Here is a 22,304-nt window from a genome sequence, read left to right on the forward strand (position 1 = left end):
CATACCGGAACAGAACGCTCGAATAGGAAGTCAGCAATGGATCGCCTGAGTGGATTGACCGCCTTCGTGCGCACCGCCGATCTCGGCAGCTTCGTCGCGGCCGGGCGCGTGCTCGGCCTGTCCGCCTCCGCGGTCGGCAAGGCAGTCACTGCTCTCGAAAAGCAGCTCGGCGTGCGCCTGCTGCAGCGCTCGACCCGTAGTATCCGGCTGACCGAGGAGGGACGCCTCTTTCACGAGCGCTGCCGCCGCATCCTCGACGACCTCGACGATGCCGAAGCCTCATTGGCCGAGGCCGTGGCCGTTCCACGCGGTCGGTTGCGCGTCAGCGTGCCGATCGTCAGCTACCATTTGCTGCTGCCGGTGCTGCCGGAGTTCGTGCGGCGCCACCCCGAAATCGAGCTCGACCTCGACTTCAACGATCGCATCGTCGATCTGATCGACGAGGAAGTCGACGTCGCCGTCCGCAGCGGCGTGCTGCCGGATTCCCGGCTGATGACCCGGGCGCTGCGACCGTTCCAGCTTCTGCTCTGCGCCGCCCCCGCCTATCTCGATCGGCACGGCACACCCGAATGCCCGCGTGACCTCGACGGGCACCATGCGATCCGCTTCCGTTTTCCCAACAGCCGGAAGCTGCAGGAATGGCCGATCGCCATGCCCTCAGACGGACCCGGACCGCAGATCAAGACCGTGCTCACCAGCAACAACATGGAGGCGCTCAGCGGCGCCGTCCTCAGCGGTCTCGGCATCGGCTGCCTGCCGGATTTCCTCGCGCGCCAGCCACTCAGTGACGGCCGGCTCCGCACGGTGCTCGACGCCTATCTCGACGCTCCCGGACAGTTTCACCTCCTCTGGCTGTCAAACCGCCATCTATCGCCAAAGGTGCGCGTGTTCGTCGATTTCCTGGGCGAGCGGCTTTTTGCCGATCGCTGCGAGCGCGCGCCAGCCATTCAGGCGACACGGTAGGAACAAAAAGGGCCACCTCCATGACGGAAGCGGCCCCTTGGTTCTTCAATATCGTCAAGATCTTCCCAACGTCAGCATCGCCCGAATGCGGGAATGCTCAGGCGGCCTTGATCTTGGCGCGCTTGGCAAGATGCGCCACGACGTTCTCGATCATCCGCATGCCGGCGTCGCCGCCAAGCGTCATGATCGATTCCGGGTGAAACTGCACTGCAGCCACCGGTTCCTTGGTGTGCTCGATACCCATGATCGTGCCGTCTTCGCTTTCAGCTGTAATCATGAAGTCGTTAGGCAAGCTCGACGGATCGGCGAAGATCGAGTGGTAGCGCCCGACGGTCACTTCCTTGCCGAGACCGGAGAAGACGATGCCCGGTTCCAGCACGCGGATGCGCGACGGCTTGCCGTGCATCGGGATCGCGAGTTGGCGCAGGTCCCCGCCATAGGCTTCGGCAAGCGCCTGCAGACCGAGGCAGACGCCGAAAATCGGCAGTTCGCGGGCCCGCGCCTTCTTGATCGTTGCCCTGCAGTCGAAATCTTTCGGATTGCCGGGTCCTGGCGAAAGCACGACGAGATCCGGCTTGACGCGATCGAAGATCTCTTCCGCCACCGGCGTGCGCACCGTCGTGACGGTTGCCCCCGTCTGGCGGAAATAGTTCGCCAGCGTATGAACGAAGCTGTCTTCGTGATCGACGAGCAGGATGTTGACGCCGGCGCCGACCGCCGCAACGTCGCGGCTTGCCTTGCCGGCGTTGGCGGATTTCGCGTCGCGAATGGCAGCGATCATGGCGGAGGCCTTCAGTTCGGTTTCGGCTTCTTCTTCTTCCGGGTTTGAATCGTAGAGCAGCGTCGCCCCTGCCCTGACCTCGGCGATGCCGTCCTTGATGCGGATCGTGCGCAGCGTCAGGCCCGTGTTCATGTCGCCGTTGAAGCCGACCATGCCGATCGCGCCACCATACCATGCGCGCGGGCTCTTCTCATGGCTTTCGATGAAGCGCATGGCCCAGAGCTTCGGCGCACCGGTGACCGTCACCGCCCAGGCATGGCTCAGGAAGCCGTCGAAGGCATCCATGTCGTCGCGCAGGCGTCCTTCGATATGGTCGACCGTGTGGATCAGCCGCGAATACATCTCGATCTGGCGGCGGCCGATGACCTTGACCGAGCCGGGCACGCAGACGCGGCTCTTGTCGTTGCGGTCGACGTCCGAGCACATGGTGAGCTCGGATTCGTCCTTCTTGGAATTCAAGAGCTTCAGAATCTGCTCGCTGTCGGCGATCGGGTCGTCGCCGCGCTTGATCGTACCCGAGATCGGGCAGGTCTCGATGCGGCGGCCGGAAACGCGAACGAACATTTCCGGCGAAGCGCCGACGAGATATTCCTGGTTTCCGAGATTGATGAAGAAGGAATAGGGCGACGGATTGATCGCCTTCAGCCGATTGGAGATTTCCGAAGGCTTGCTCTCGCAGCGCTCGAAGAACTTCTGGCCGGGCACCACTTCGAACAGATCGCCACGGCGGAAGCTCTCCTTCGCCTTGACGACGAGCTCGGCATATTCGCCGGGGCGATGGTCGCCATGCGGCGGGATGCTGTCGACTGTCTGGAATGGTTCGCTCGCGATCTCGTCCGCCTTGCCTTCGGTCGTCTTGCCATCCTTGGCGAAATCGTAGCGGTCGATCCAGGCCTTGGCGGCATAGTGGTCGACGACGAGGATCTCGTCCGGCAGGAACAGCACCATGTCGCGCTGGTCGTCGGGACGCTTGAGCTTCAGGTCGATCGCGTCGAACTGGAAGGCGAGATCGTAGCCGAAGGCGCCATAAAGGCCGAGGCTCGCGTCCTCGGCCGAATGGAAGAGATTGGTGACGGCGCGCAGCACGCTGAACACCGTCGGCATCTTCGAGCGCTCTTCCTCGGTGAAGACGCGGTCAGGCTGATTGATCGTCAGATCGAGGCGGCGGCTGGTCGAGGCGCCGAGGGTGATGTCCGCTACTGTCTTCAGGTGCTCGGCGATGATCGACAGCAGCACTTCGCCACGGTCGTTATAGGCTTCGATCCAGAGCGCGCGGCCGAACGAGGAAATGCCGAGCGGCGGATCGACGACGGCCGTGTCCCAACGGGTGTAGCGGCCGGGATATTCATAGTTGGAAGAAAACACCGCGCCGCGGCGTTCATCGAGCTTGTCCACATAGCTCGCGATCGCCTGCGTATAGGAGGCTTCGCGTCGCCTGCGCGTCACCACGATGCCGCCTTTGGTGGTGTAGCTCTCCGCTCCGCCCTCGAGAATTACCGTTGCCATTCGCCTCGCTCCGTAAAAGCCCGGTCCTTGAGCGGCCCAACATGAAAAAAGCCGCCTCGAAATCTCCGGGCGGCTTCATCTCTCAATCACGCATGACTGGTCAAGGCCGCTTCAGCGAGCCCACCACCAAGTCGAAATGTTGCGTGCATTTTCCATGGGCGAAAGTGTTAGCGTGGGTTGATGCCTTGCGCAAGCGGGAAAGCCGCGCCGGATATCACGGATCGATCAAAAAAAGAGGCGGCTCTTGCGAGCCGCCCGACTGGAGTTGATCTGATCCTATCAGAACTTCGCCTTCGCCGTAACCAGGAAGGTGCGACCGCGGCCCGTATCGATCGTGCTGCCTGCAATCGTGCTCGACGACGGCGTGTAGGTCTTGTCGAACAGGTTCGTCACCGTCGCCGTCACCTCGAAGCCGTTCTCGAACTTGTAGTTCGCGAAGAGGTCGACGAGGCCATAGCCCGGAACGTTCGGCGGCGTGCGGTTGATCTCGCCGACGAATGCGTTCGACACGGCATAGAGCCGCGTGCCGACCGTCAGGCGCTGGTCTTCGAGGAAGCGCGCACCGAGCGTTGCGCTGATGATGTTGTCAGGCAGGTAGCTCTGGACACCGAATCCATTGACCTGCGAAGGCAAGTTGCTGTCGGTGTAGGTGTAGGCGAGATCACCGAAGACATAGCCGGCATCGTAAGCCGCCTGGAGTTCGAAGCCCTGCACCGTCGAAGTGCCGGGATTGTTGACGAAGAAGATCTGGCGACCGCCACCCAGCAGCGCTGCGGTGATGTAGTTGTCGATGCGGTTGTGGAAGTAGTTCGCCTTCACACGCAGGCTGTCGCTGGGATCGAGCAGCCCGTCGAAGGTGAAGTTCGCACCGATTTCCCAGCCCTTCGAGATTTCAGGCTCGAGGAACGGATTGGGGAAGAACGACTGGCCGCTCGTACCCGGGTGCGTGCCACCGGCGAAGGTCTCGTTGACGGTCGGCGAGCGTGAGGTCTCGGCGTAGGTCACGTAGGGCTGGAACCAGTCCGTCGGGTTGAGCGCGACCGTGACGCTCGGATTGAGACGGCCGTCGGACTTGTCGACCGTGTAGGGACCCGCCGGCAGGCCGATCGGGTTGCCTCGCACCACGGCGCCGGAGCCATCGAGGCTGAAGTGATCCCACCGCAGGCCGGCCGTCAGGTCGACGATGCCGTAGGTGAAGGTCGTGTTGCTGAAGACGCCGGTCGTGGCATTGGTGCCGCTGCCGTTGACACCGCCGCCCGGCCGCGCCGCGCTGTTGATGACGTCGTAGTCGTCGCGGAAATATTCGACGCCGTAGTTCGCCCGGACGGCAACCTCACCGAGATCGAACAGCGAGGTGTTCGAGATATCGAAGCCCTTGCCCGTGTCGGTGATGCGGCGACCGGCCGCCGAGCCGCCACCGCGAACATCGGTGTCGTACTTCATCTTCAGCCGGTTCCAATAGGCATTGGCCCGGAAATCGATGAGTTCGTTGTCCGGCGTGTAGGAATAGCTGGCCGAAACGGTCTGGTTCTTCACGTTCTGGAAGTAGGAGTTCGCGAAGAAGTCGTTGTCATAGGTGATGCCGGTGAGCTTGAAGGTGTGGTCCTGATCCGGAGTCACCTCGAACTTCAACAGGCCGGAAAGCAGGTCTTCCTCGGTGTAAGGCACCGTTACGCCGTTGCCGTTGTCGTAGTTGCCGGGATCAGCCTTGCTGATGCCGCCGAGCACCGAGAAGACGTCGTAGAAACGATAGGCACCGATCAAAGATTCCGACCAGCCGGCCTCGTTGCTGCCGTAGGTGGCAGAAGCGATGCCGCCGTAGTTCTTGCCGTCCTGGATCAGGTCTTCGACGTCGTAGGTCTTGAAGTTGACCGAACCGGCCAAAGCACCGCCGCCGACACCGGTGACGGCACCGCGGATGACGTCGATCTCGGAAAGGAATGCCGGATCGAAATAGGCAAGGCCCTGGGCTTCATGGCCGGTGAAGCGGAAGTTCTGGCGCACACCGTCGATCATCATGTTGACGCGGCCGGAACCCTCGAAGCCGCGGATGTTGACGGCGACGCCCGGGTTCTGCGGGTTGTTGGCGGTCGACGTGCCGGGAACGCCGCGCAGCAGGTCGTCGGTCTCGAGACCGGATTGCAGGTCGATCTGGTCGGACGTGACGACGCTGAACGGGCCGGCCTTGGCATAGGGGTCAGCGGTGCGCGAGCCCTTGGCAACGATCGGCGACAGATAGGTTTCGCCCTTCTTGGTCTCCTCAGCCTTTTTCTCTTCCGGCTTTGCCTGGTTTGTCGAACTCTGGGCGAATGCGACGGTAGCGACTGAAATTGCAAGAGTTGTCGTGCAAGCCAACAGGGCCTGGCGACGATGCCGGGTGAGCATGGACCAATCCTTTGAGGTTCGAGGCCGGGCTTGCTGTTGAGCGGCAAACTCAAGGGGCTGGCTGGGCGCGTTCTGGGCGTTGCGACATGTCGTCGCCTCATTTATGCCGCATAAAAAACATGAGTATAATTGTCAACATACAAAGATACTCCCCACAATTTGTGGGGTCGTGCCAATTCGAGGCGTTGCCGAACTGCAACGCTTTTGCCGGAGAGTTGGAGCGGACGAGGAAAAGTGCATGCGGCCTTCCGCCCGCATCCCGCTCTAATTTATTGGAATCGGTCACGTTTATGATTTGGTCGATTCCAACCAAAACATCGCGATCTCATGAAACCAGATCCGGTTCTGCGCGTTCCCTCCGCTCAAAGCCCGCCGCGCGGGCAGTGAGAAAGGTACTGGATGCGTCGCTCTTTCCCCTTGATCCTGCTGTCACTCCTGATCCTGACGGGCGCCAGCCTGCCGAAACACGGCCCCATCCCGATAGAAAAGCCGCCGACGGATGCAGGAGCGGAAGAGGCTGTTCCCACACCCGACAAGAAGCCGGCGGCACCGGCGGACGACGGCAAGGGCGCGACGGAGAAAGGGCCGACGGCAGCCAACGGCGAACAGCCCGTTCCGCAGCCGAAGCAGGCGGATGGAGACGAGCAATCGACAAAGGACAAGAAGCCGCCGGCGGACGAAAAGGACCAGCGCGCGGACGAGAAGAAGGATGCCGAGCCAGCGCCGGCGCCAATCGTCTATCCACCGGTCGAGACGGAGAATGCTGCCGAATATGCCAAGTGCCTTACCGACCTGAAAGCGGTTGGCGCGACGTTTGTCGAAGCCAAGCGCATCGACGACGGCAAGGGCTGCGGCATCGACAAGCCACTGGAGGTCACCAGCATTCTGCCCGACGTTACGCTCGCGCCCAAGGGAGTGATGCGGTGCGAAACGGCGCTGGCGCTGGCACGCTGGACAAAGGAAGCCGCCCAGCCGGCTGCCGAGGTCGCCTTCGACAAGAACATCAAGATCAAGGCGCTGAACCAGGCGTCGACCTATATCTGCCGCCTGCGCAACAATGCAACGTCAGGCAAGATCTCCGAACATGCCCACGGCAACGCCGTCGACATCGCGTCCTTCCGCTTGAGCGACGGAACGACGATCGCCATCCAGCCGCGCGACGAGGATGGCACGATGGACGGCGCCTTCCAGCGCGCGGTCACCGCCTCCGCCTGCCTGTATTTCAAGACTGTGCTCGATCCCGGCAGCGACGCAGCCCACGAAACCCACCTGCATCTCGACGTGATCGATCGGCGCAACGACTATCGCTATTGCCGCTAGGCGGGGATCACCTGGCCCGGTCGCCGCAACTCAGTCATTGCTATAGCCGAGGGCGACAAACTCGCCCTCGAAACGCCCGGCCACCTCTCCACCGTCAAGCAGGTCGGCAACGACCACGGCCCGCGCCCTGCCCCGCCGTTCGAGCAATCGCAGAAAGCTCGGCCACTGCCCGGCATTCGCTAGCGACGAGCGAGCCGAAAAGGCACCGGCCACCGGCTTTAGATAGTCCATGCGGTTGCTCTGGATCACCAGGCGCGCAGCCACGCCGCTTTTGCGCAACCGCACATGCAAGAGCGACCACGCCGACAGGATCGATAGCGCCGAGGCGCTGCCGCCGAACACCGTTTCGCGGTGATTGATGTTGGGTGCCAGGGGCGCCGAGAGCAGGATATGGTCTTCCGCTACCTCCTCTACATGAACCTGCATCGCCGCCGAAAGCGGGATATGGGCGTGAAGATAGGTCTGCAAATCCTGGGGCGTCATCGCGGTGTCCATTGTGTCTGCTACAGTGGCGTACGCCTTGCGTGTCGCGCAAAGGTCGCCTCCGATCAATGCACGAGACCCCATGTCCTGGCCAGTGCCGCAGGCCCGCGTTCAGTCGCCTCCGGCCAGCCTCATAACCACAAAGATACCGGTCGGCGCGCCTTGCAGGACGGCACCCCGGCTCCCAAATACAGGCATGAGGAAAATCCACCCGTTTTGCGCCCAGTCTCAAGGAAATGTGTCATGGCATTGACGATCTACCAGCTCTCCATTCCCGCATTCATTCGCGGTCTTGGTGTGCTCACCAAACTGCTCGACAAGGCCGAGGCTCATGCGCGCGACAACGGCATCTCCCCTGATGATCTCGTCATTGCCCGGCTGGCGCCGGACATGCTGACGCTTGCCGGCCAGGTGCAGCGAGTGAGCGACACGAGCAAGGGTCTGGTCGGGCGCCTGACTTCGATCGAGGTTCCCCGTTTTCCGGACGAGGAAAAGACCCTGGACGAACTGCGTCAGCGCATCGCCAACACGGTTGCTTTTCTTGAAATTGTGCGCCCCGTCGACCTGGAGGATAGCGGCAGCCGCGAGGTCGTCCTCAACTTCCCGACCCTGAAAGTGACGCTCACGGGCGAAGAGTATCTGCTGAGATTCGTTCTGCCAAACTTCTATTTCCACCTGACGACGGCCTACGACATCCTGCGTCACAAGGGCGTCTCGATCGGCAAGGCCGACTTCCTCAGCCTCACTGCCTAACTTCCATTCTGGAAGCAAAGATAAAGGAATGCAAAACACGACAACGCCGCGCATCCCGAAGGACGCGCGGCGTTGTTTTGATCAGGCCAGTCGGTCGCTCTAGAACAGCCCCTCGATGTAACCCCGCTCGTTCAGGAAGATCTTCTCCGACGACGGCACTTTGGGAAGGCCGGGCATGGTCATGATCTCGCCGGTGATGACCACGATAAAACCGGCGCCGGCCGCAAGTCGCACCTCGCGGATCGGCACCGCATGGCCGCTCGGCGCGCCGCGCAGGTTCGGGTCGGTCGAGAAGGAATATTGTGTCTTGGCCATGCAGATCGGCAGGTGGCCATAGCCCTGGTTCTCCCAGGTGTGCAGTTGATCGCGCACCGACTTGTCGGCGATCACTTCGCTCGCATGATAGATGTCCTTGGCGATTGTCTCGATCTTGTGGAAGAGCGGCATGTCATCCGGATAGAGCGGCGAGAACTGCGAATGGCCGCCCTCGGCCAGATCCGCCACCTTGCGCGCCAGTTCTTCGATTCCCGCCGACCCCTCGGCCCAATGCCGGCAGAGCACGGCGTCGGCACCGAGTGTCGTCACATAGTCCTTGATCGCCTGAATCTCGGCCTCGGTGTCGGAGGTGAAGTGGTTGATCGCGACGATCGCGGGAACGCCGAACTTCTTAACGTTCTGTACATGCCGGCCAAGGTTGGCGCAGCCCTTGCGCAGGGCCTCCAGGTTTTCCTTGCCGAGATCGTCCTTCTTGACGCCGCCATTCATCTTGATCGCCCTGACGGTGGCGACGATCACCGCGGCATCGGGCTTCAGCCCCGCCTTGCGGCACTTAATGTCGAAGAATTTTTCCGCACCGAGATCGGCGCCGAAGCCGGCTTCCGTCACGACATAGTCGGCGAGCTTCAGCGCCGTCGTCGTCGCGATCACCGAATTGCAGCCATGGGCGATGTTGGCGAAGGGACCGCCATGCACGAAGGCGGGATTGTTTTCCAATGTCTGCACTAGGTTCGGCTGCATCGCGTCCTTGAGCAGCACCGCCATCGCGCCATCGGCCTTGATGTCGCGCGCAAACACCGGGCTCTTGTCGCGTCGGTTGCCGACGATGATATTGCCGAGGCGCTTCTCGAGATCCTTCAGATCGGTTGCCAGGCAGAGGATGGCCATGACCTCGGATGCAACGGTGATGTCGAAACCGGTCTCGCGCGGATAACCATTCGCGACACCACCGAGCGGTCCGACAATGCTGCGCAGTGCCCGGTCGTTCATGTCCATAACGCGACGCCAGGCGATGCGGCGGATGTCGACGTTCTGCTCGTTGCCCCAGTAGATGTGATTGTCGAGCAGCGCCGCGAGCAGATTGTGCGCTGAAGTAATGGCGTGGAAATCGCCGGTGAAATGGAGGTTCATGTCCTCCATGGGCACCACCTGTGCGTAACCGCCGCCGGCGGCTCCGCCCTTGATGCCGAAGCAGGGGCCGAGCGACGCCTCGCGGATGCAGACGATCGCCTTCTTGCCGATACGGTTGAGCCCGTCGCCGAGGCCGACCGTCGTCGTCGTCTTGCCTTCGCCGGCCGGCGTCGGATTGATCGCCGTCACCAGGATCAGGTGGCCGTTTTTCTTTTCGCGCTGGCGGGCGATGAAATCGGCCCCGATCTTAGCCTTGTCGTGGCCGTAGGGCAGCAGATCTTCCGCCGGGATGCCGAGTGCCGCCCCTATCTCCAGGATCGGCTTTTTCTTCGCCGCACGCGCAATCTCGATATCGGACTTAACCTCGGTCATGACATGTCCCCTCCCCAGGGTCTCGTTTTCATCCACGCCTTTCAAGGCGCAGTTCGCGATGCCGGAGCGAGATGAGGAAACGTGTCTGCGGCTTTCGGCCCGCATCCCGCTTTAACTCAAGTAAGGTCTGCGGCAGCGCCCGGAAGTTCAGGCGCCACCTTGCCGTTCAGCCCTATCGGGCGAGGATATCGCGCATTTCGACGATGTTCGAGCGTACCCTCAGCGTATAGAAGCCCATCGTCGCCAGATGCGTCGGCATGATCCAGCCGGCCTCCTCGCCGTTGGAGATGATCAGCGGCTGGATGCGCAATGCGGCGCGCAGTTGCTTGATCGTTTCCGTCCAGATCGGCGTCAGGCCGCGCTGGGCAACGACGTTGTCGAAGTCGGCGCCGGCGGCCGACAGAATGCCGTAATAACCGTAGAGCTGGCCATAGGCGAACCAGAAGCGGTCGTCGGCGCGCGTGTCGAACCAGCCGCCATTGTGGTTTTCCGACCGTTCGCGAATGATCGCCGAGGTGTTGCCGAGATCGTTGGCAACACGGTCGAGGAATTCGACGAGGTTGTCGGAGCGGCCGTCGAAGATCGCTTCGCATTTGCCGAGCGAGATGTTGAAGGCCCTGAGGTCCTTCATCGCCGCCCGGTAGAAGCTCGGCGTCGGCGTCTTCGGGCCAAACGGGTTCAGGCCGAAATACCAGGTCTCCTCATCGAACTGGATATTGCCGCGCGCACTCTGCAGGTCGCTGTTGATGCCGGACGTGCCGCGCACGCGACCAAGCGAATCGACCAGTTCGACCGAGGTGCGGCGCACCGCCTGGTTGATGCCGCGCTGGAACGACGCCTTGTTGTCGAGCCAGGGCGTGTCGTCCCAGTCAAGCCCGAAGAAACCGAGCTTGTAGAGCAGCATCGACGATATCCACGCATTCTCGTTGACATTGTAATCGATAAGGTCGGCGGCGACATCGACGATTGCCGAGGTCTGGCACACGGTACCGGCAGGCAATTGCACCACCGCCAGCGCCTCCGGTGTCGATTCGGTCTGCGGTGCAGCCGCCGCCGCAAGGTTGGTTGCCGCCGCACCGGTCGTCGATTGGCCCGTCGTCGCACCCGGGCCGCTCTTCGGCGAGCCCGCCGGCACCTTGTGCTCGGCCAGCTTGTAACGCTCGACATAGTCAGGATCGAAGTTCGTCCAGGCCTGCGTCTGCCAGATGAAATAGCCGTAGAGGAAGATGAGGCCGAGCAGAACGATGCCGATTGGTCCTTTGATGATCCAGCTCCGCTGCCGATACCAGTTACCGGCCGCGACGAACGGCCAGAGCAGCCAGGCAACGGCGAGACCTATGCCGCGGCCGATCGCGGTAAAGACCCGCTGGAAAAACGCAACGATCGGATCGAACATGTCCTATTCCTCTCTGAGGCCGTAAAGCTTGTGGCGGAAGGCCGCCTTGTCCTTGAGATATGAACCCGTCAGCGTCGCCACAACATAGGCCTTGAAGCTTTCGCCATAGCGCTCGTAGGCGTCGTAGAAACCCTGCTTGTCGAAGACGAAGCGCGAGACGAAATCGCGGGGCACGAGCTGGGAAATCAGTCGGTTGACCAGCCACTGGTCGGGATGGGTGGGTGCTGCGCGCACCAGCATGAAGCGGTTCGCCGGCGCCACGTCCTGCATCTTGATCGTGCCGGTCGCGGCAACCATGCGGATCATCTCCTGCAGGAACGGATAGGCCCCGTCCCTCGCGACGACAGCCGCATTGCGGTGCATCCAGGTCTGCAGCCAGATCCGGTCGGCATTGGCGAGATCGGCCGTCGGGTCAATGTCGTCGATCAGCCCGCGCACGATCATGTCGGCCCGGTGCTGATAGAGCCCCGACTCCTCCACCCAGGACGCCTGTGGCAATTGCAGCCGCTTGGTCGAGGCGAGGAAGTCGTAGATCCGGGCATGATCGTTGATGGCGATATAGCTGACCTGCCATGGCCGCGAGCGGCGGAAGCCGGGGACCGAGGGGTCGCAGATCACGGTCGTCGTCTTGTCGTCGAGAAAGACATAGACGCCCCCGAAATGATTGGCCCAGAAGGCTTCGTGGCGGAAGACGAGCTGGTCCGGCACCAGCGCATTCTGGCGGATATCGCCGGTGAGCTTGGCAAGCTCGACCATGCGGTTCAGCATCTCGTCGTCGGCCCAGGCCGTCGGCACTTTCTTCAGCCGGTCGACGAGGCCCCTGAGTTCGGCGGCCTTGCCGAGCATGTCCTCGGCCGACAGCACCCGGAAACGCACCTCGTTGATCGACAGCAGGTCGTCGATGTCATCGACGACCGAAACCGAATCCTCGATCTCGCCGTAGAGCGCGTCCTTGATCGTGATCGCATTGATCGCGCGGCCGTTGGCGTTGAAGAATTCGTGCATCAGCGCCGCCGTATTGGAGAAGCTCGTATGCACGACCGGCAGCTCCGCCTGATCCGGTGTCATGATGATGAACCGGCGGTTGACCCGGTTCGGATCGAGATAATCACGGTCACCCAGTTCGTCAGCGATTTCGGGCGAAAACCCGGTCATGTCGATGCTGAACGCCGTCAACGCCGTCGGGCGCAGGCCGAAGCCTTCGAGTGCCTTGTTGTAACGCGCGATCAGGTGCGGCTCGGAGACATCGAGCAGCCGTCCATAGATGAGCTCGGCTTCGAGCAAGCGTTTCATCGGTCAGCTCTTCCCATCATAACCCCTGCCACCGGCCGTCGCGCTTCATCGCCTCGATCTCGCGGATCGCCTTTTCGCGCTGGCGCTCGCGGCGGATGATGTCGGTGACGGCGGCATCGTCGGATTTGTCGGTGTAGCGGAATTCGCTGTCGGCGTAGCGGTTGATCTCCTGCAGCACCATGTCGATGGTGATCGGGCCGCGTAGCGCCTCGATCATCGCTTTCTTCTCGTCGTAGCTCTTGTGCATGAACGAGCCGGCATCCCTGAACCAGTCATCCGGCAGCTCGACATCCATGGCGCGCAGCTTGATCGCGTCGGTGATGTTCTTGATCGCGCGGCCGGTAAAGCGCGGCTCGGCCTCCTTGATCATGTGCAGATAGGCGCCGACATCGGCGAGCGAGGCGAGCGCGCCCCGTTCCTTCTGGTAACGCTCCCAGACGGCGATGAGGCCATCCTCCTTCGGCCGCGCGTGCTCGGCATAGGATTGCGACACGGCCCGCTTGATCTCCTGCCCCTCGAACAATTGGTGTTCGCCGAGCGGGATCTTGTGGTTCTTGCCAACGAGCAGCGCGAAGATGTCGACATAGTCGTCTTCCGTCTGCGGCCCGTCGACCAGCCAACGGGCGCCGGCGCGCTGGCGCAGCGCATCGTCGACATTCTCGGGATAGTTGGAGAACATGCCGAAGGTGCAGTTGCCGCGCACCACCGTCGAAGCACCGGCGAAGCTCTCCATCAGCACCGCCGTCACCTCATGCTGGCCGGCGGAAGCGCGATCATCGGAGCGCTTCGCCGCCACCTGGTCGACATCGTCGATCGTGCCGAAGCCGATCGCGCGCGGGTTGATGACGTTGTTGACGAACTCCTTGCAGTTCTGGCCCGATTTGCCCTGATAGGAGGAGATCTGGTCAACGCCGAAATTCTCGTAATGGAAGGCGTAGCCGGCAATCTCGCAATATTCGTTGAGCATGCCGGCGAGCATCTGGATCAGGATCGTCTTGCCGGTGCCCGGCATGCCGTCGCCGATGAAGGTGAAGAGGAAGCCGCCAAGCTCGACGAAGGGGTTCATCTGCCGGTCGAAGTCATAGGCCATCAGCATCTTGGCAAGCTTCAACGCCTGGTACTTGGCAATGTGGTTGCCGATGATCTCCTCGGGCTTCTTGAAGGTCATCACCAGCGGCTTGCGCTTCTGGCCCGGTGCGACATCGAAGCCGTTCAGCGTGAAATCGTCCTGGTCGAGCCGGATATGCACGGTCTCGAAGCTCTGCAGTCCAGTGAACCGCGCCTTGCGCGCGATCAACCCCTCGACTGCCACGCGCGAAAAGGCGCGCGCCCGGGCGGTCAGCGCCAGATCGTCAGGCGCCCCGGCAATGCCGCGGTCGAGCGCCGAGATGAGGCTCTTCAATGCGTCCTGCGGCGTGTCGAACAGAAAGTCGGGCTCGACCGCATCGTCCACCGGCTCGCCCTCACCTGAAAGCGTCGAGCCGAGATAGGCGGCAAGCGTAAACGCGGCGACATAGGCAGACGCCGAAAGCAGCGCCTTGAACTGGTTGGCCTCATCTCCTCCGAGCGGCGATGTGGCGTTTTTCGCCTGCAGTTGCTCGAGGTTTGTCTGCCGCGCAAAGACGTCGGCCACGGCGAGCGCCACCTGAATACCGCGGCGTGTGCGATAAAGCACGGCGTGCTGGGCCGGCGACAACATCGGATCGCCTTGGCGCACTGACTGAATGGTCTTGGTCAGCTCGACTTCGCGTGTGCGCCGCTGGCCACCGGTCGAAACCGTCGAGACGAAGCGGCGGCCGGTGCCGGCAAGCGTCGTCCCGGCGGATGCATCCTCGCGCTCCAGAATGATGAGCTTCGTCACCAGCCCCTGCGCCACCGCCTGATGCTTGGCGATGTCGTCCTCGTGCAGCGTCGTCAGCCCCGTATTGAGTGTCATCGTCAAACCTCGCTTACGACCTGGTTGCCGGAAATGACGTGGACCTTGTAGTCGCCGAACACCTGTTCGGCCTCGCCGGCGGCATAGAGCGCCTGATAGGCGTCGTGCGGCACCAGCGCGTGCTTCTCGTAGGAGGAGACACCCATGCGCGCCGCTTCCAGATTGGCGGTATCGATGTGGAACTCCTCCTGCGCCGGCGTCGATGACCAGAAGCCGCGTTTGGCGGGCCTTTCGGCCTTGGAGAAGACCTCCTGCACGGTCCAGGTCAGAAGCCAGGCATTCTCGGTCTTTCGCACCTTGGAGAGGATGTCGTTGATGCGCGCATTGTTCTCGGTGACCCCGGCAGAATAGAACGGGCCGAGCACGATGCGGCGCAGCTGCTTCGGATGGAGCTCGTCAAAATCCTTGTCGAGATTGGTCGCGATCGTCACCGGGGTCAGCGAATAGCTGCTGTTCTTGGAGGCGAAATCGTCGAAGCGGCTGGCGAGATCTGGATTGAGCAAACCACCAACCGGCAACGGGATCTCGACCTGCGGATTGAGCTTGCCGTCCTCGGTCACCAGCATCTCGACGATCTTCTCGGAGGAATCCTCGATCGTCGCCATGTAGACCATCGGCAGGGTATTGGCGCCGTCGAAGGCGCCCCAGCTCACGATGTAATAGGGACGCATCGTCTTGGAATTGACGGCGACGCGGATGGTCTCCGGCAAGATAAAGGGCGAGAAGATCTCACCCTTGCCGATCTGCTCCAGATAGAGCCGCTCGGCCATGCGCGTCTGCAACGCCTCGGGAAAGGCCTTCTGACGGAGGATGAAATCGACCATCTCGTCCCTCAGCGCATCGGCCGTGGGAATGTCGGCGAGGCGCTTTGCCGCCGTCTGGCGATCGTTCTCCAGTTCCAGCACGTTCTGGAACACCGGAAAACCGCTTTCGGCGCGCGAGATCCGGAACTGATCGACGAAGCCGATGCGGTTCTCCCAGCAGTCGATCGACGCCTTCAACCGGCCGAGATAGGGGACGATCACTTCGCCGACGACGGTGTTGCGATAGAGCGGCGAGTTGCGGTCGCCGAGAAAGAGTTCGAGCCCGGCGAGTGCGGCGTGGATCGACGCGAAATATTGTGCGACAGCGGATGAAGCCGCGACTTTCATGCAAATCCCCGTGGCGCGTGCCAGACGGCAAACTCGGTTCCGATCATTCGCCTGCCGATCACTGCTTCACGTAGTTGGCAGTGTTGTGCTTGTCCATGACAGCCTGGAAGCGACGGGCAAAGGCGTCGTCCGCCAGCTTCTTGCGGCGCTGGATATCCTGCGTCGAAAGCATGTTCTTTTCATGCATTTCGAGGAGATCGCCGATATGGCGCTGCGCAGCGGCACCGATGCCGGCCATCGTTTCCTCGGCGGCGGTGTCGACCTGGCTGCCGAGCGTGTTGATCTTGTGGGCGACATCCTGCTGGGCAGCCGTCTTCAAGGAGTCTTCCAGCGCCTTGTAGAGCACGATGCGCTGTTCGGTATCGATCGTCAGCTTGTTGATCAGCGTGTTCTGCGCGGCGATCTGGTTGTTGAGCGAATCGACGAAGGTCTGGAACATCGCGGTGTAGCGTTCGAGCGTCTGGCTCTCGGCGAGCAGCTCCTGTTCCTTGGCCCGCTTCTCGTTGTATTCGGTGGCAAGCGCCGAGCGTTCGCCTTCGAGCTCGGTGCGGACCTTCTGCTCCGTGGAGGCGGCAATGCGGTTTTCGATGTCGAGCAGCAGGGGGTTCAGTTCCTCGATGCGCTTCTGCACCTCTTCGAGGTTCGCCATCGTACCCTTGCGGCGCTCGATCACCTGGATCAGGCTCTGCTCCGAGGTCTTGTAGCGCTGGTCGAGGACCGACTTCTGCTCCTTGAGGATGCCGACGATCATGTCGGACTTCGACAGCAGCTCCTGCAGGTTGCCGGCAAGCGACATGTTGCGCACGCGGTCGGTGCGCATGCGCTGCATCTTCTGCTTGGAGAAGATGCCGATGAACTTCTCATAGCCGGTATAGTTCTTCATGCTCTCGAATTCGGAGCCGAAGACATTGGTCGCATCCTCGAGGCCGATGATCAGGTCGGCAATGTTGGCTTCCATCACTTTCTGCTGGTTGATCACGTCCTGGATGCGGGCGTTCTCGATGTCGAAGTTGACGTCGCCGAGCTTGGTCTCGGCCTTGGCGAATTGCTCCAGCACCACACCGGATTGCTCGAGCTTGCCGCGCATCTGTTCGACGACGCCTTTCGTCTTCTCGATCTCCGCGTCAAAATTCTGAAGAGTCGCCATGTCCTGCCCCTCGATCCACCGTGGCGCGATCCGCCAGCCCAGCCGAATTATTCAGCCTTCGATTGCAGTTATATAAAGGGTGTTTATGGAAAGAGAACAAGCCTGCCGCAGCGGCTTTTTTCGATCAAGCGTTGCAGCGAAGTGCTTGAGATATCGAAGGCATTGCCTATTTGGCGGCCGGCGGCGCCTTGAGATAGGCGATCACGTCGGCAATGTCCTGAGGTTTCTTGAGACCGGGAAAAGTCATCTTGGTGCCGCCGACCATCGCCTTGGGGCTCAAGAGATATTCGCTCAGCGTCGCCTCGTCCCAAACGTGCCCCTCGGCGCCGAAGGTCTTCATCGCCTCGGAATAGTTGTAGTCGGCAACCGACGCCACCGGCCGGCCGACGACGCCCATCAGGCTCGGGCCGACGCGATTGACCGGCTCGCTGGCGGTGTGACAGGCCGCGCACTTGCGGAACACCGCGGCACCCGCCGTCGCGTCGCCGCCGGCGTGGGCAGCCGGAGCTGCGACACCAAGACAGAGGAAAAGACTGGTAAGCAGGCGCCGCATCGAAAACCTCTTGCTGACAGGACCCGACGAGAATGGCACCGCGACCAAGGCGGCCGCAAGCGGCCAGTCGGTCGCACTCACTCGCAACGCATCAGGTCGTCCCAATGGCGCCGGCAATAGGAGACGTATTTCTCGTTGCCGCCGACATCGACCTGGGCACCCTCGCGCACCACCTTGCCCGTACCATCGAGACGCACGACCATCGTCGCCTTGCGGCCGCAATGGCAGATGGTGCGCACCTCGCGCAACTCGTCGGCGAGCGCCAGCAGCGCCATCGAGCCCGGAAACAACTTGCCCTGAAAATCCGTACGTAGGCCATAGGCCATGACCGGAATGCCGATCCGGTCGGCGACGCGCGCGAGTTGCCAGACCTGCGCCTCGTTGAGGAACTGCGCCTCGTCGACGAAGACGCAGGCGATCTCGCCGGCACCATCGGAATGAAGCGTTTCGATCAGCGTATAGATGTCGTCATCGCCATGGAACGGAATGGCGTCGGAGGCAAGACCGATGCGCGAGGAGATGCGGCCTACCCCTGCCCGGTCGTCATGCGCAGCGATCAGCATCACCACACGCATGCCGCGCTCCTGGTAGTTGTAGGAGGCCTGCAACAGCATCGTGCTCTTGCCCGCGTTCATCGTCGCATAGCTGAAATAGAGTTTGGCCATCTTCACCGCGTCCGGTTTCCGTCTCCCGGGTAATGACGAGCCTTGTCCCGGAAGGCCAGAGCGTGTTTGCGGCACCCACAGTTTTTCGCCGGACTAGACCATTTCGTGGACAATGCGACATTCAGCGTCGCATCGTGCACCCCCTCAGCATATTGACGCAATACACTTCCTTCGACATCAAAGCGCTTGAATTCGCTATCCAATGGTGTTTGGCTAAAACAATAATAGAGGCAGGGGAACGACAACGATGAAAAAACGACTCTCTCTCAAACTGATGCTGGCGGGCGCCGTTTCGGTCGTCGCCCTCGCCGCTGGACAGGCTGCAGCTGCCGAGCCGGAAAGCTGTGGTACCGTCCGTTTCTCCGACGTCGGTTGGACGGACATCACTGCAACCACCGCGACCGTTTCCACCGTCCTCAAGGGCCTCGGCTACCAGACCGACATCAAGGTTCTCTCGGTTCCGGTCACCTACACCTCGCTCAAGAACAAGGACATCGACGTCTTCCTCGGCAACTGGATGCCGACCCAGGAAAACGACGTTCGCCCCTATCTCGACGACAAGTCGGTCGAATCCTTCGGGCCGAACCTGGTCGGCGCCAAGTACACGCTGGCGACCAACGCCAAGGGCGCTGAGCTCGGCATCAAGGATTTCAAGGATATCGCCACCAAGAAGGACGCGCTTGAAGGCAAGATCTACGGCATCGAGCCCGGCAATGACGGTAACCGCCTGATCATCGACATGGTCGACAAGGACACCTTCGGCCTCAAGGGCTTCGAGGTGGTCGAATCCTCCGAACAGGGCATGCTGGCGCAGGTGTCCCGCGCCGAAAAGGATGGCTCGCCGATCGTCTTCCTCGGATGGGAACCGCATCCGATGAACGCCAACTTCAAGCTGACCTATCTTTCGGGCGGCGACGACATCTTCGGCGCCAACTTTGGCGGCGCGGAAGTCTTCACCAACGTGCGCGCCGGCTACACCACCGAGTGCCCGAACGTCGGCAAGCTGCTCACCAACCTCAAGTTCTCGCTCCAGATGGAAAACGAGATCATGGGCAAGATCCTGAACGACGGGCAGGAGCCGGACAAGGCTGCCGAGGAATGGCTGAAGGCCAATCCGACGGTCGTCGATCCGTGGCTTGCCGGTGTGACCGCCAAGGACGGCGGCGATGGCCTGGCCGCGGTCAAGGCCGCTCTTGGCCTCTGATCGGCATCGAGGCGGGGAAAAACCCCGCCTTTTTTCACCGCGTCATGCGCTCCTTTTGACCTGACGAGACGGATTTACCTTCGTGGAATATCTGACCGATAACCGCATCCCCATTGGCGGCTGGGCCAAGGCATTCGTCGACTGGCTGACGACGAATTTCGAGCTGTTCTTCGACCAGCTCGCTCGCTTCCTCTCCGGCGTTGTCGCCGTGCTGCTCTGGATTCTCCAGACCCCGCACCCGCTGATCGTCGTTGCCGTAATCACGGCGGCTGCCTGGTGGTTCCGTCGCTCGATCGGCGTAACGCTGTTCACCGGCCTTGGCCTGCTGCTGATCATCAACCAGGGCTACTGGAAGGAAACGACGGAAACGTTGGCTCTGGTGCTCGCCGCCAGCTTCGTCAGCATGGCCGTCGGCGTTCCGCTCGGCATTGCCGCTGCCCGTCGCGCCTGGATCTATGCCATCATGCGGCCGATCCTCGACCTGATGCAGACGATCCCGACCTTCGTTTACCTGATCCCTGCGCTGATCCTCTTCGGTCTCGGCATGGTTCCCGGCCTTATCGCCACCGTGATCTTCGCGATCCCTGCGCCGATCCGCCTGACCCGCCTCGGCATCATCTCGACGCCGCCGTCGCTGGTCGAGGCCGCCCAGGCCTTCGGCGCAACGCCCGGCCAGGTGCTGCGCAAGGTGGAACTGCCCTTCGCCATGCCTCAGATCATGGCCGGCCTCACCCAGACGATCATGCTGTCGCTGTCGATGGTGGTTATCGCCGCCCTCGTCGGCGCCAACGGCCTTGGCGTTCCGGTCTTGCGAGCCCTGAACTCGGTGAATGTCGCCAAGGGCTTCGAAGCCGGCCTCTGCATCGTCATCCTGGCGATCATCCTCGACCGCCTTTTCCGCTCGTCCGACGAAGGAGAAGGCGCATGACCACCGCCGTCGTATTCAAGAACGTCGATATCATCTTCGGCAACAACCCGCAGATCGCGCTGCAGATGGTCGACCAGGGCAAGACCCGCGACGAGATCGGTGCCGAAACCGGCCTCGTGCTCGGCGTCGCAGGCGCCTCGCTCGAAATCACCGAGGGCGAGATCCTGGTGCTGATGGGGCTTTCGGGCTCCGGCAAGTCGACGCTGCTTCGCGCCGTCAACGGCCTTGCGCCGGTGGTGCGCGGCGACGTCGAGGTGAAGACCTCGAACGGGCCGCTCAATCCCTACCGGACCAATGCGAAATCGCTGCGCGACTTTCGCATGCACACGGTCTCGATGGTGTTCCAGCAGTTTGCTCTGCTACCCTGGCGCACAGTTGCCGACAATGTCGGCTTCGGCCTCGAGCTTGCCGGCATGCCGGACGCCGAGCGCAAGGCGCGTGTCGGCGAACAGCTCGACCTCGTCAACCTGACGAAATGGGCGGGGCGCAAGGTCAATGAGCTTTCGGGCGGCATGCAGCAGCGCGTCGGCCTCGCCCGCGCCTTTGCCACCGGCGCACCGATCCTGTTGATGGACGAGCCGTTCTCGGCCCTCGACCCGCTGATCCGCACCCGACTGCAGGACGAACTGCTCGAGTTCCAGCGGCGGCTGAAGAAGACCATCATCTTCGTCAGCCACGACCTCGACGAGGCGTTCCGCATCGGCAACCGCATCGCCATCATGGAAGGCGGACGCATCATCCAGTGCGGCACGCCGCAGGATATCGTCAAGAATCCGGCCAACCAGTATGTCGCGGATTTCGTTCAGCACATGAACCCGATCACCATGCTGATGGCGAAGGACGTGATGCAGACCGGCGTCCAGCGCGGCGCGACCGTTGCCGGCGTGACCGCCACCGCCAAGCCGACGACACCGCTCGTCGATATTCTCGACGCCATGTCCCGCCAGCCGGGCAGCATCGGGGTTGTCGACAACGGCTCCGTCGTGGGCACCATCGATGCCCAGGATATCGTTCAAGGATTGACGCGCCACCGCAACAAAAGTTGACGAAGCCGCTCAGCAAGCCAATAAAAGCCCGGAGCACCGCTCCGGGCTTTTTCGTCATTGCATGTTTCCTTAAATCCTAGCCGATTTCAGGATAAAAACATGCGGTCATTCAAAGTGCTACAGCGACCTTTGCGCGTCTGATAAGACGCGCGGCGCTGTAGGCGATGATAGCATGGCAGGAAAGGTTCAAAGACATGAGCGACAAGCCGAGCGTATTGCGCGACACCGATGACGAGGCCCGCACCCTCGCCCGCACGCTTCTGCGCGGCGCGCGCAGCGCTTCGCTCGCGGCGATCGAACCCGAGAGCGGCGGCTTTCCCTTCGTCAGCCGCGTTCTTGTCGGCATGGATGTCGACGGCGTACCCGTCATCCTGATCTCGAAGCTGTCCACCCACACCCAGGCGCTGCTCGCCGATATCAGGGCCTCGTTGCTGACCGGCGAGCCCGGCAAGGGCGATCCGCTCGCCCATCCCCGCCTCACGGTGCAATGCACCGCCGAACAGGTCGCTCGCGACAGTGAAACCCATGTGCGCATCCGCGAGCGATTCGTTCGCCGTCACCCCAAGTCGAAACTCTACGTCGATTTCCCCGATTTCGGCTTCTTCCGGCTGAAGCCCTTGCGCGCCAGCCTCAACGGCGGTTTCGGTCGCGCCTATGTCTTGACCGCGGAAGATCTGCTGATCGACACGCCCGCCATCGCTTCGCTCGCCGCCACGGAAGCCAGCGCAATCGAGCACATGAACGCGGATCATTCGGACGCCGTGCAGCACTATGCGGTCAAGCTTTGCAATGCGCCGGAAGGCAATTGGAAGATCGTCGGGATCGACGCCGCCGGCCTCGATCTTGCAGATGGCGATCGGCTGAAACGCCTTGAATTCCCGGCACCTATCGAAGACAGTTCCAATTTACGGGCAATTTTGCGTGAACTTTACGGTTAATCGCGGGATAGCTACCCCCATTTCTTGCAGTGGGTGGTTGCCCTTTTATGCATCACGACTAATTATCGTGCTTCGTC

19 protein-coding genes are annotated in these 22,304 nt (G+C 61.9%); 8 read left to right on the plus strand and 11 right to left on the minus strand.

All coding sequences use genetic code 11. The features are described 5' to 3' along the window. Positions 1 to 36: 36 nt before the first annotated feature. Positions 37 to 963, plus strand: a complete 927-nt coding sequence (locus AC3WWH_RS16730; protein ID WP_058321153.1) for a LysR family transcriptional regulator — start codon at positions 37 to 39, stop codon at positions 961 to 963. 97 nt (positions 964 to 1,060) lie between these two features. Here the strand turns inward: AC3WWH_RS16730 and AC3WWH_RS16735 are convergent, their stop codons facing one another. Further along, on the minus strand, positions 1,061 to 3,250 hold the full coding sequence (locus tag AC3WWH_RS16735; protein WP_058321154.1) for an anthranilate synthase: 2,190 nt from the start codon (positions 3,248 to 3,250) through the stop codon (positions 1,061 to 1,063). Positions 3,251 to 3,291: 41 nt separating this feature from the next. On the opposite strand from AC3WWH_RS16735, the gene AC3WWH_RS16740 reads away from it, so the two are divergent. Next, a complete protein-coding gene (locus tag AC3WWH_RS16740; RefSeq protein WP_156433013.1) occupies positions 3,292 to 3,519 on the plus strand; it encodes a hypothetical protein in 228 nt (75 codons plus the stop codon). 10 nt (positions 3,520 to 3,529) lie between these two features. Here the strand turns inward: AC3WWH_RS16740 and AC3WWH_RS16745 are convergent, their stop codons facing one another. Continuing rightward, positions 3,530 to 5,635 (minus strand): TonB-dependent receptor domain-containing protein, encoded by a 2,106-nt coding sequence (locus AC3WWH_RS16745; protein WP_058321155.1) that lies wholly within the window; start codon positions 5,633 to 5,635, stop codon positions 3,530 to 3,532. Positions 5,636 to 6,034: 399 nt separating this feature from the next. On the opposite strand from AC3WWH_RS16745, the gene AC3WWH_RS16750 reads away from it, so the two are divergent. Continuing rightward, positions 6,035 to 6,955, plus strand: a complete 921-nt coding sequence (locus AC3WWH_RS16750; protein ID WP_058321156.1) for an extensin-like domain-containing protein — start codon at positions 6,035 to 6,037, stop codon at positions 6,953 to 6,955. 30 nt (positions 6,956 to 6,985) lie between these two features. Here AC3WWH_RS16750 and AC3WWH_RS16755 read toward each other — a convergent pair whose 3' ends face one another. Further along, positions 6,986 to 7,438 (minus strand): thioesterase domain-containing protein, encoded by a 453-nt coding sequence (locus AC3WWH_RS16755; RefSeq protein ID WP_058321197.1) that lies wholly within the window; start codon positions 7,436 to 7,438, stop codon positions 6,986 to 6,988. Between the two features lie 243 nt (positions 7,439 to 7,681). Here AC3WWH_RS16755 and AC3WWH_RS16760 point away from each other — a divergent pair, with 243 nt between their 5' ends. After that, positions 7,682 to 8,191 carry a DUF1993 domain-containing protein gene (locus AC3WWH_RS16760; RefSeq protein ID WP_058321157.1) on the plus strand — a complete coding sequence of 170 codons (510 nt, stop codon included), beginning with the start codon at positions 7,682 to 7,684 and terminating at the stop codon, positions 8,189 to 8,191. A 99-nt stretch (positions 8,192 to 8,290) separates the two neighbouring features. On the opposite strand, the gene AC3WWH_RS16765 is transcribed toward AC3WWH_RS16760, so the two are convergent. From AC3WWH_RS16765 to AC3WWH_RS16800, 8 genes are all read right to left on the minus strand, one after another. Then, positions 8,291 to 9,970 carry a formate--tetrahydrofolate ligase gene (locus AC3WWH_RS16765; protein WP_058321158.1) on the minus strand — a complete coding sequence of 560 codons (1,680 nt, stop codon included), beginning with the start codon at positions 9,968 to 9,970 and terminating at the stop codon, positions 8,291 to 8,293. A gap of 172 nt (positions 9,971 to 10,142) precedes the next feature. Next, entirely contained in the window at positions 10,143 to 11,366 is a 1,224-nt protein-coding gene (locus tag AC3WWH_RS16770; RefSeq protein WP_057253042.1) for a DUF2333 family protein, read from the minus strand. A 3-nt stretch (positions 11,367 to 11,369) separates the two neighbouring features. Next, positions 11,370 to 12,659, minus strand: coding sequence for a DUF6638 family protein (locus AC3WWH_RS16775; RefSeq protein ID WP_058321159.1), 1,290 nt, complete (start codon positions 12,657 to 12,659; stop codon positions 11,370 to 11,372). 16 nt (positions 12,660 to 12,675) lie between these two features. Then, the gene (locus AC3WWH_RS16780; protein ID WP_058321160.1) at positions 12,676 to 14,595 is read right to left on the minus strand and encodes an AAA family ATPase; all 1,920 of its coding nucleotides are present in this window, start codon (positions 14,593 to 14,595) and stop codon (positions 12,676 to 12,678) included. Positions 14,596 to 14,597: 2 nt separating this feature from the next. Next, positions 14,598 to 15,746 (minus strand): hypothetical protein, encoded by a 1,149-nt coding sequence (locus AC3WWH_RS16785; RefSeq protein WP_058321161.1) that lies wholly within the window; start codon positions 15,744 to 15,746, stop codon positions 14,598 to 14,600. 58 nt (positions 15,747 to 15,804) lie between these two features. Continuing rightward, the gene (locus AC3WWH_RS16790) at positions 15,805 to 16,893 is read right to left on the minus strand and encodes a coiled-coil domain-containing protein (RefSeq protein WP_058321162.1); all 1,089 of its coding nucleotides are present in this window, start codon (positions 16,891 to 16,893) and stop codon (positions 15,805 to 15,807) included. Between the two features lie 166 nt (positions 16,894 to 17,059). Further along, positions 17,060 to 17,446 (minus strand): c-type cytochrome, encoded by a 387-nt coding sequence (locus AC3WWH_RS16795; protein WP_058321198.1) that lies wholly within the window; start codon positions 17,444 to 17,446, stop codon positions 17,060 to 17,062. A 77-nt stretch (positions 17,447 to 17,523) separates the two neighbouring features. After that, positions 17,524 to 18,111, minus strand: a complete 588-nt coding sequence (locus AC3WWH_RS16800) for a thymidine kinase (RefSeq protein ID WP_058321163.1) — start codon at positions 18,109 to 18,111, stop codon at positions 17,524 to 17,526. A 247-nt stretch (positions 18,112 to 18,358) separates the two neighbouring features. On the opposite strand from AC3WWH_RS16800, the gene AC3WWH_RS16805 reads away from it, so the two are divergent. The 4 genes from AC3WWH_RS16805 to AC3WWH_RS16820 all read left to right on the plus strand — a co-directional run bounded on the left by AC3WWH_RS16805 (position 18,359) and on the right by AC3WWH_RS16820 (position 22,227). Next, positions 18,359 to 19,315, plus strand: a complete 957-nt coding sequence (locus AC3WWH_RS16805) for a choline ABC transporter substrate-binding protein (protein WP_057253031.1) — start codon at positions 18,359 to 18,361, stop codon at positions 19,313 to 19,315. A gap of 82 nt (positions 19,316 to 19,397) precedes the next feature. Continuing rightward, entirely contained in the window at positions 19,398 to 20,243 is an 846-nt protein-coding gene (choW, locus tag AC3WWH_RS16810; protein ID WP_057253029.1) for a choline ABC transporter permease subunit, read from the plus strand. Beyond that, a complete protein-coding gene (gene choV / locus AC3WWH_RS16815; RefSeq protein WP_057253027.1) occupies positions 20,240 to 21,289 on the plus strand; it encodes a choline ABC transporter ATP-binding protein in 1,050 nt (349 codons plus the stop codon). The genes choW and choV overlap by 4 nt, the downstream gene beginning before the upstream one ends. Before the next feature lie 194 nt (positions 21,290 to 21,483). Further along, positions 21,484 to 22,227: a HugZ family pyridoxamine 5'-phosphate oxidase gene (locus tag AC3WWH_RS16820; protein ID WP_058321164.1), complete on the plus strand. Its 744-nt coding sequence runs from the start codon at positions 21,484 to 21,486 to the stop codon at positions 22,225 to 22,227. Positions 22,228 to 22,304 lie beyond the last annotated feature (77 nt).

Source organism: Ensifer sp. EB106-03-01-XG145, from assembly GCF_058792075.1.

Excerpts from the sequence above, each read along its gene's own strand:
- AC3WWH_RS16800 (WP_058321163.1), bottom strand. The coding sequence starts at position 18,111 with ATGGCCAAACTCTATTTCAGCTATGCGACGATGAACGCGGGCAAGAGC.
- AC3WWH_RS16760 (WP_058321157.1), top strand. The coding sequence starts at position 7,682 with ATGGCATTGACGATCTACCAGCTCTCCATTCCCGCATTCATTCGCGGT.
- AC3WWH_RS16740 (WP_156433013.1), top strand. The coding sequence starts at position 3,292 with ATGAAAAAAGCCGCCTCGAAATCTCCGGGCGGCTTCATCTCTCAATCA.
- AC3WWH_RS16775 (WP_058321159.1), bottom strand. The coding sequence starts at position 12,659 with ATGAAACGCTTGCTCGAAGCCGAGCTCATCTATGGACGGCTGCTCGAT.
- AC3WWH_RS16730 (WP_058321153.1), top strand. The coding sequence starts at position 37 with ATGGATCGCCTGAGTGGATTGACCGCCTTCGTGCGCACCGCCGATCTC.
- AC3WWH_RS16755 (WP_058321197.1), bottom strand. The coding sequence starts at position 7,438 with ATGACGCCCCAGGATTTGCAGACCTATCTTCACGCCCATATCCCGCTT.
- AC3WWH_RS16770 (WP_057253042.1), bottom strand. The coding sequence starts at position 11,366 with ATGTTCGATCCGATCGTTGCGTTTTTCCAGCGGGTCTTTACCGCGATC.
- AC3WWH_RS16805 (WP_057253031.1), top strand. The coding sequence starts at position 18,359 with ATGAAAAAACGACTCTCTCTCAAACTGATGCTGGCGGGCGCCGTTTCG.
- AC3WWH_RS16780 (WP_058321160.1), bottom strand. The coding sequence starts at position 14,595 with ATGACACTCAATACGGGGCTGACGACGCTGCACGAGGACGACATCGCC.
- AC3WWH_RS16785 (WP_058321161.1), bottom strand. The coding sequence starts at position 15,746 with ATGAAAGTCGCGGCTTCATCCGCTGTCGCACAATATTTCGCGTCGATC.
- AC3WWH_RS16795 (WP_058321198.1), bottom strand. The coding sequence starts at position 17,446 with ATGCGGCGCCTGCTTACCAGTCTTTTCCTCTGTCTTGGTGTCGCAGCT.
- AC3WWH_RS16750 (WP_058321156.1), top strand. The coding sequence starts at position 6,035 with ATGCGTCGCTCTTTCCCCTTGATCCTGCTGTCACTCCTGATCCTGACG.
- choV (WP_057253027.1), top strand. The coding sequence starts at position 20,240 with ATGACCACCGCCGTCGTATTCAAGAACGTCGATATCATCTTCGGCAAC.
- AC3WWH_RS16745 (WP_058321155.1), bottom strand. The coding sequence starts at position 5,635 with ATGCTCACCCGGCATCGTCGCCAGGCCCTGTTGGCTTGCACGACAACT.
- AC3WWH_RS16765 (WP_058321158.1), bottom strand. The coding sequence starts at position 9,970 with ATGACCGAGGTTAAGTCCGATATCGAGATTGCGCGTGCGGCGAAGAAA.
- AC3WWH_RS16820 (WP_058321164.1), top strand. The coding sequence starts at position 21,484 with ATGAGCGACAAGCCGAGCGTATTGCGCGACACCGATGACGAGGCCCGC.
- AC3WWH_RS16790 (WP_058321162.1), bottom strand. The coding sequence starts at position 16,893 with ATGGCGACTCTTCAGAATTTTGACGCGGAGATCGAGAAGACGAAAGGC.
- AC3WWH_RS16735 (WP_058321154.1), bottom strand. The coding sequence starts at position 3,250 with ATGGCAACGGTAATTCTCGAGGGCGGAGCGGAGAGCTACACCACCAAA.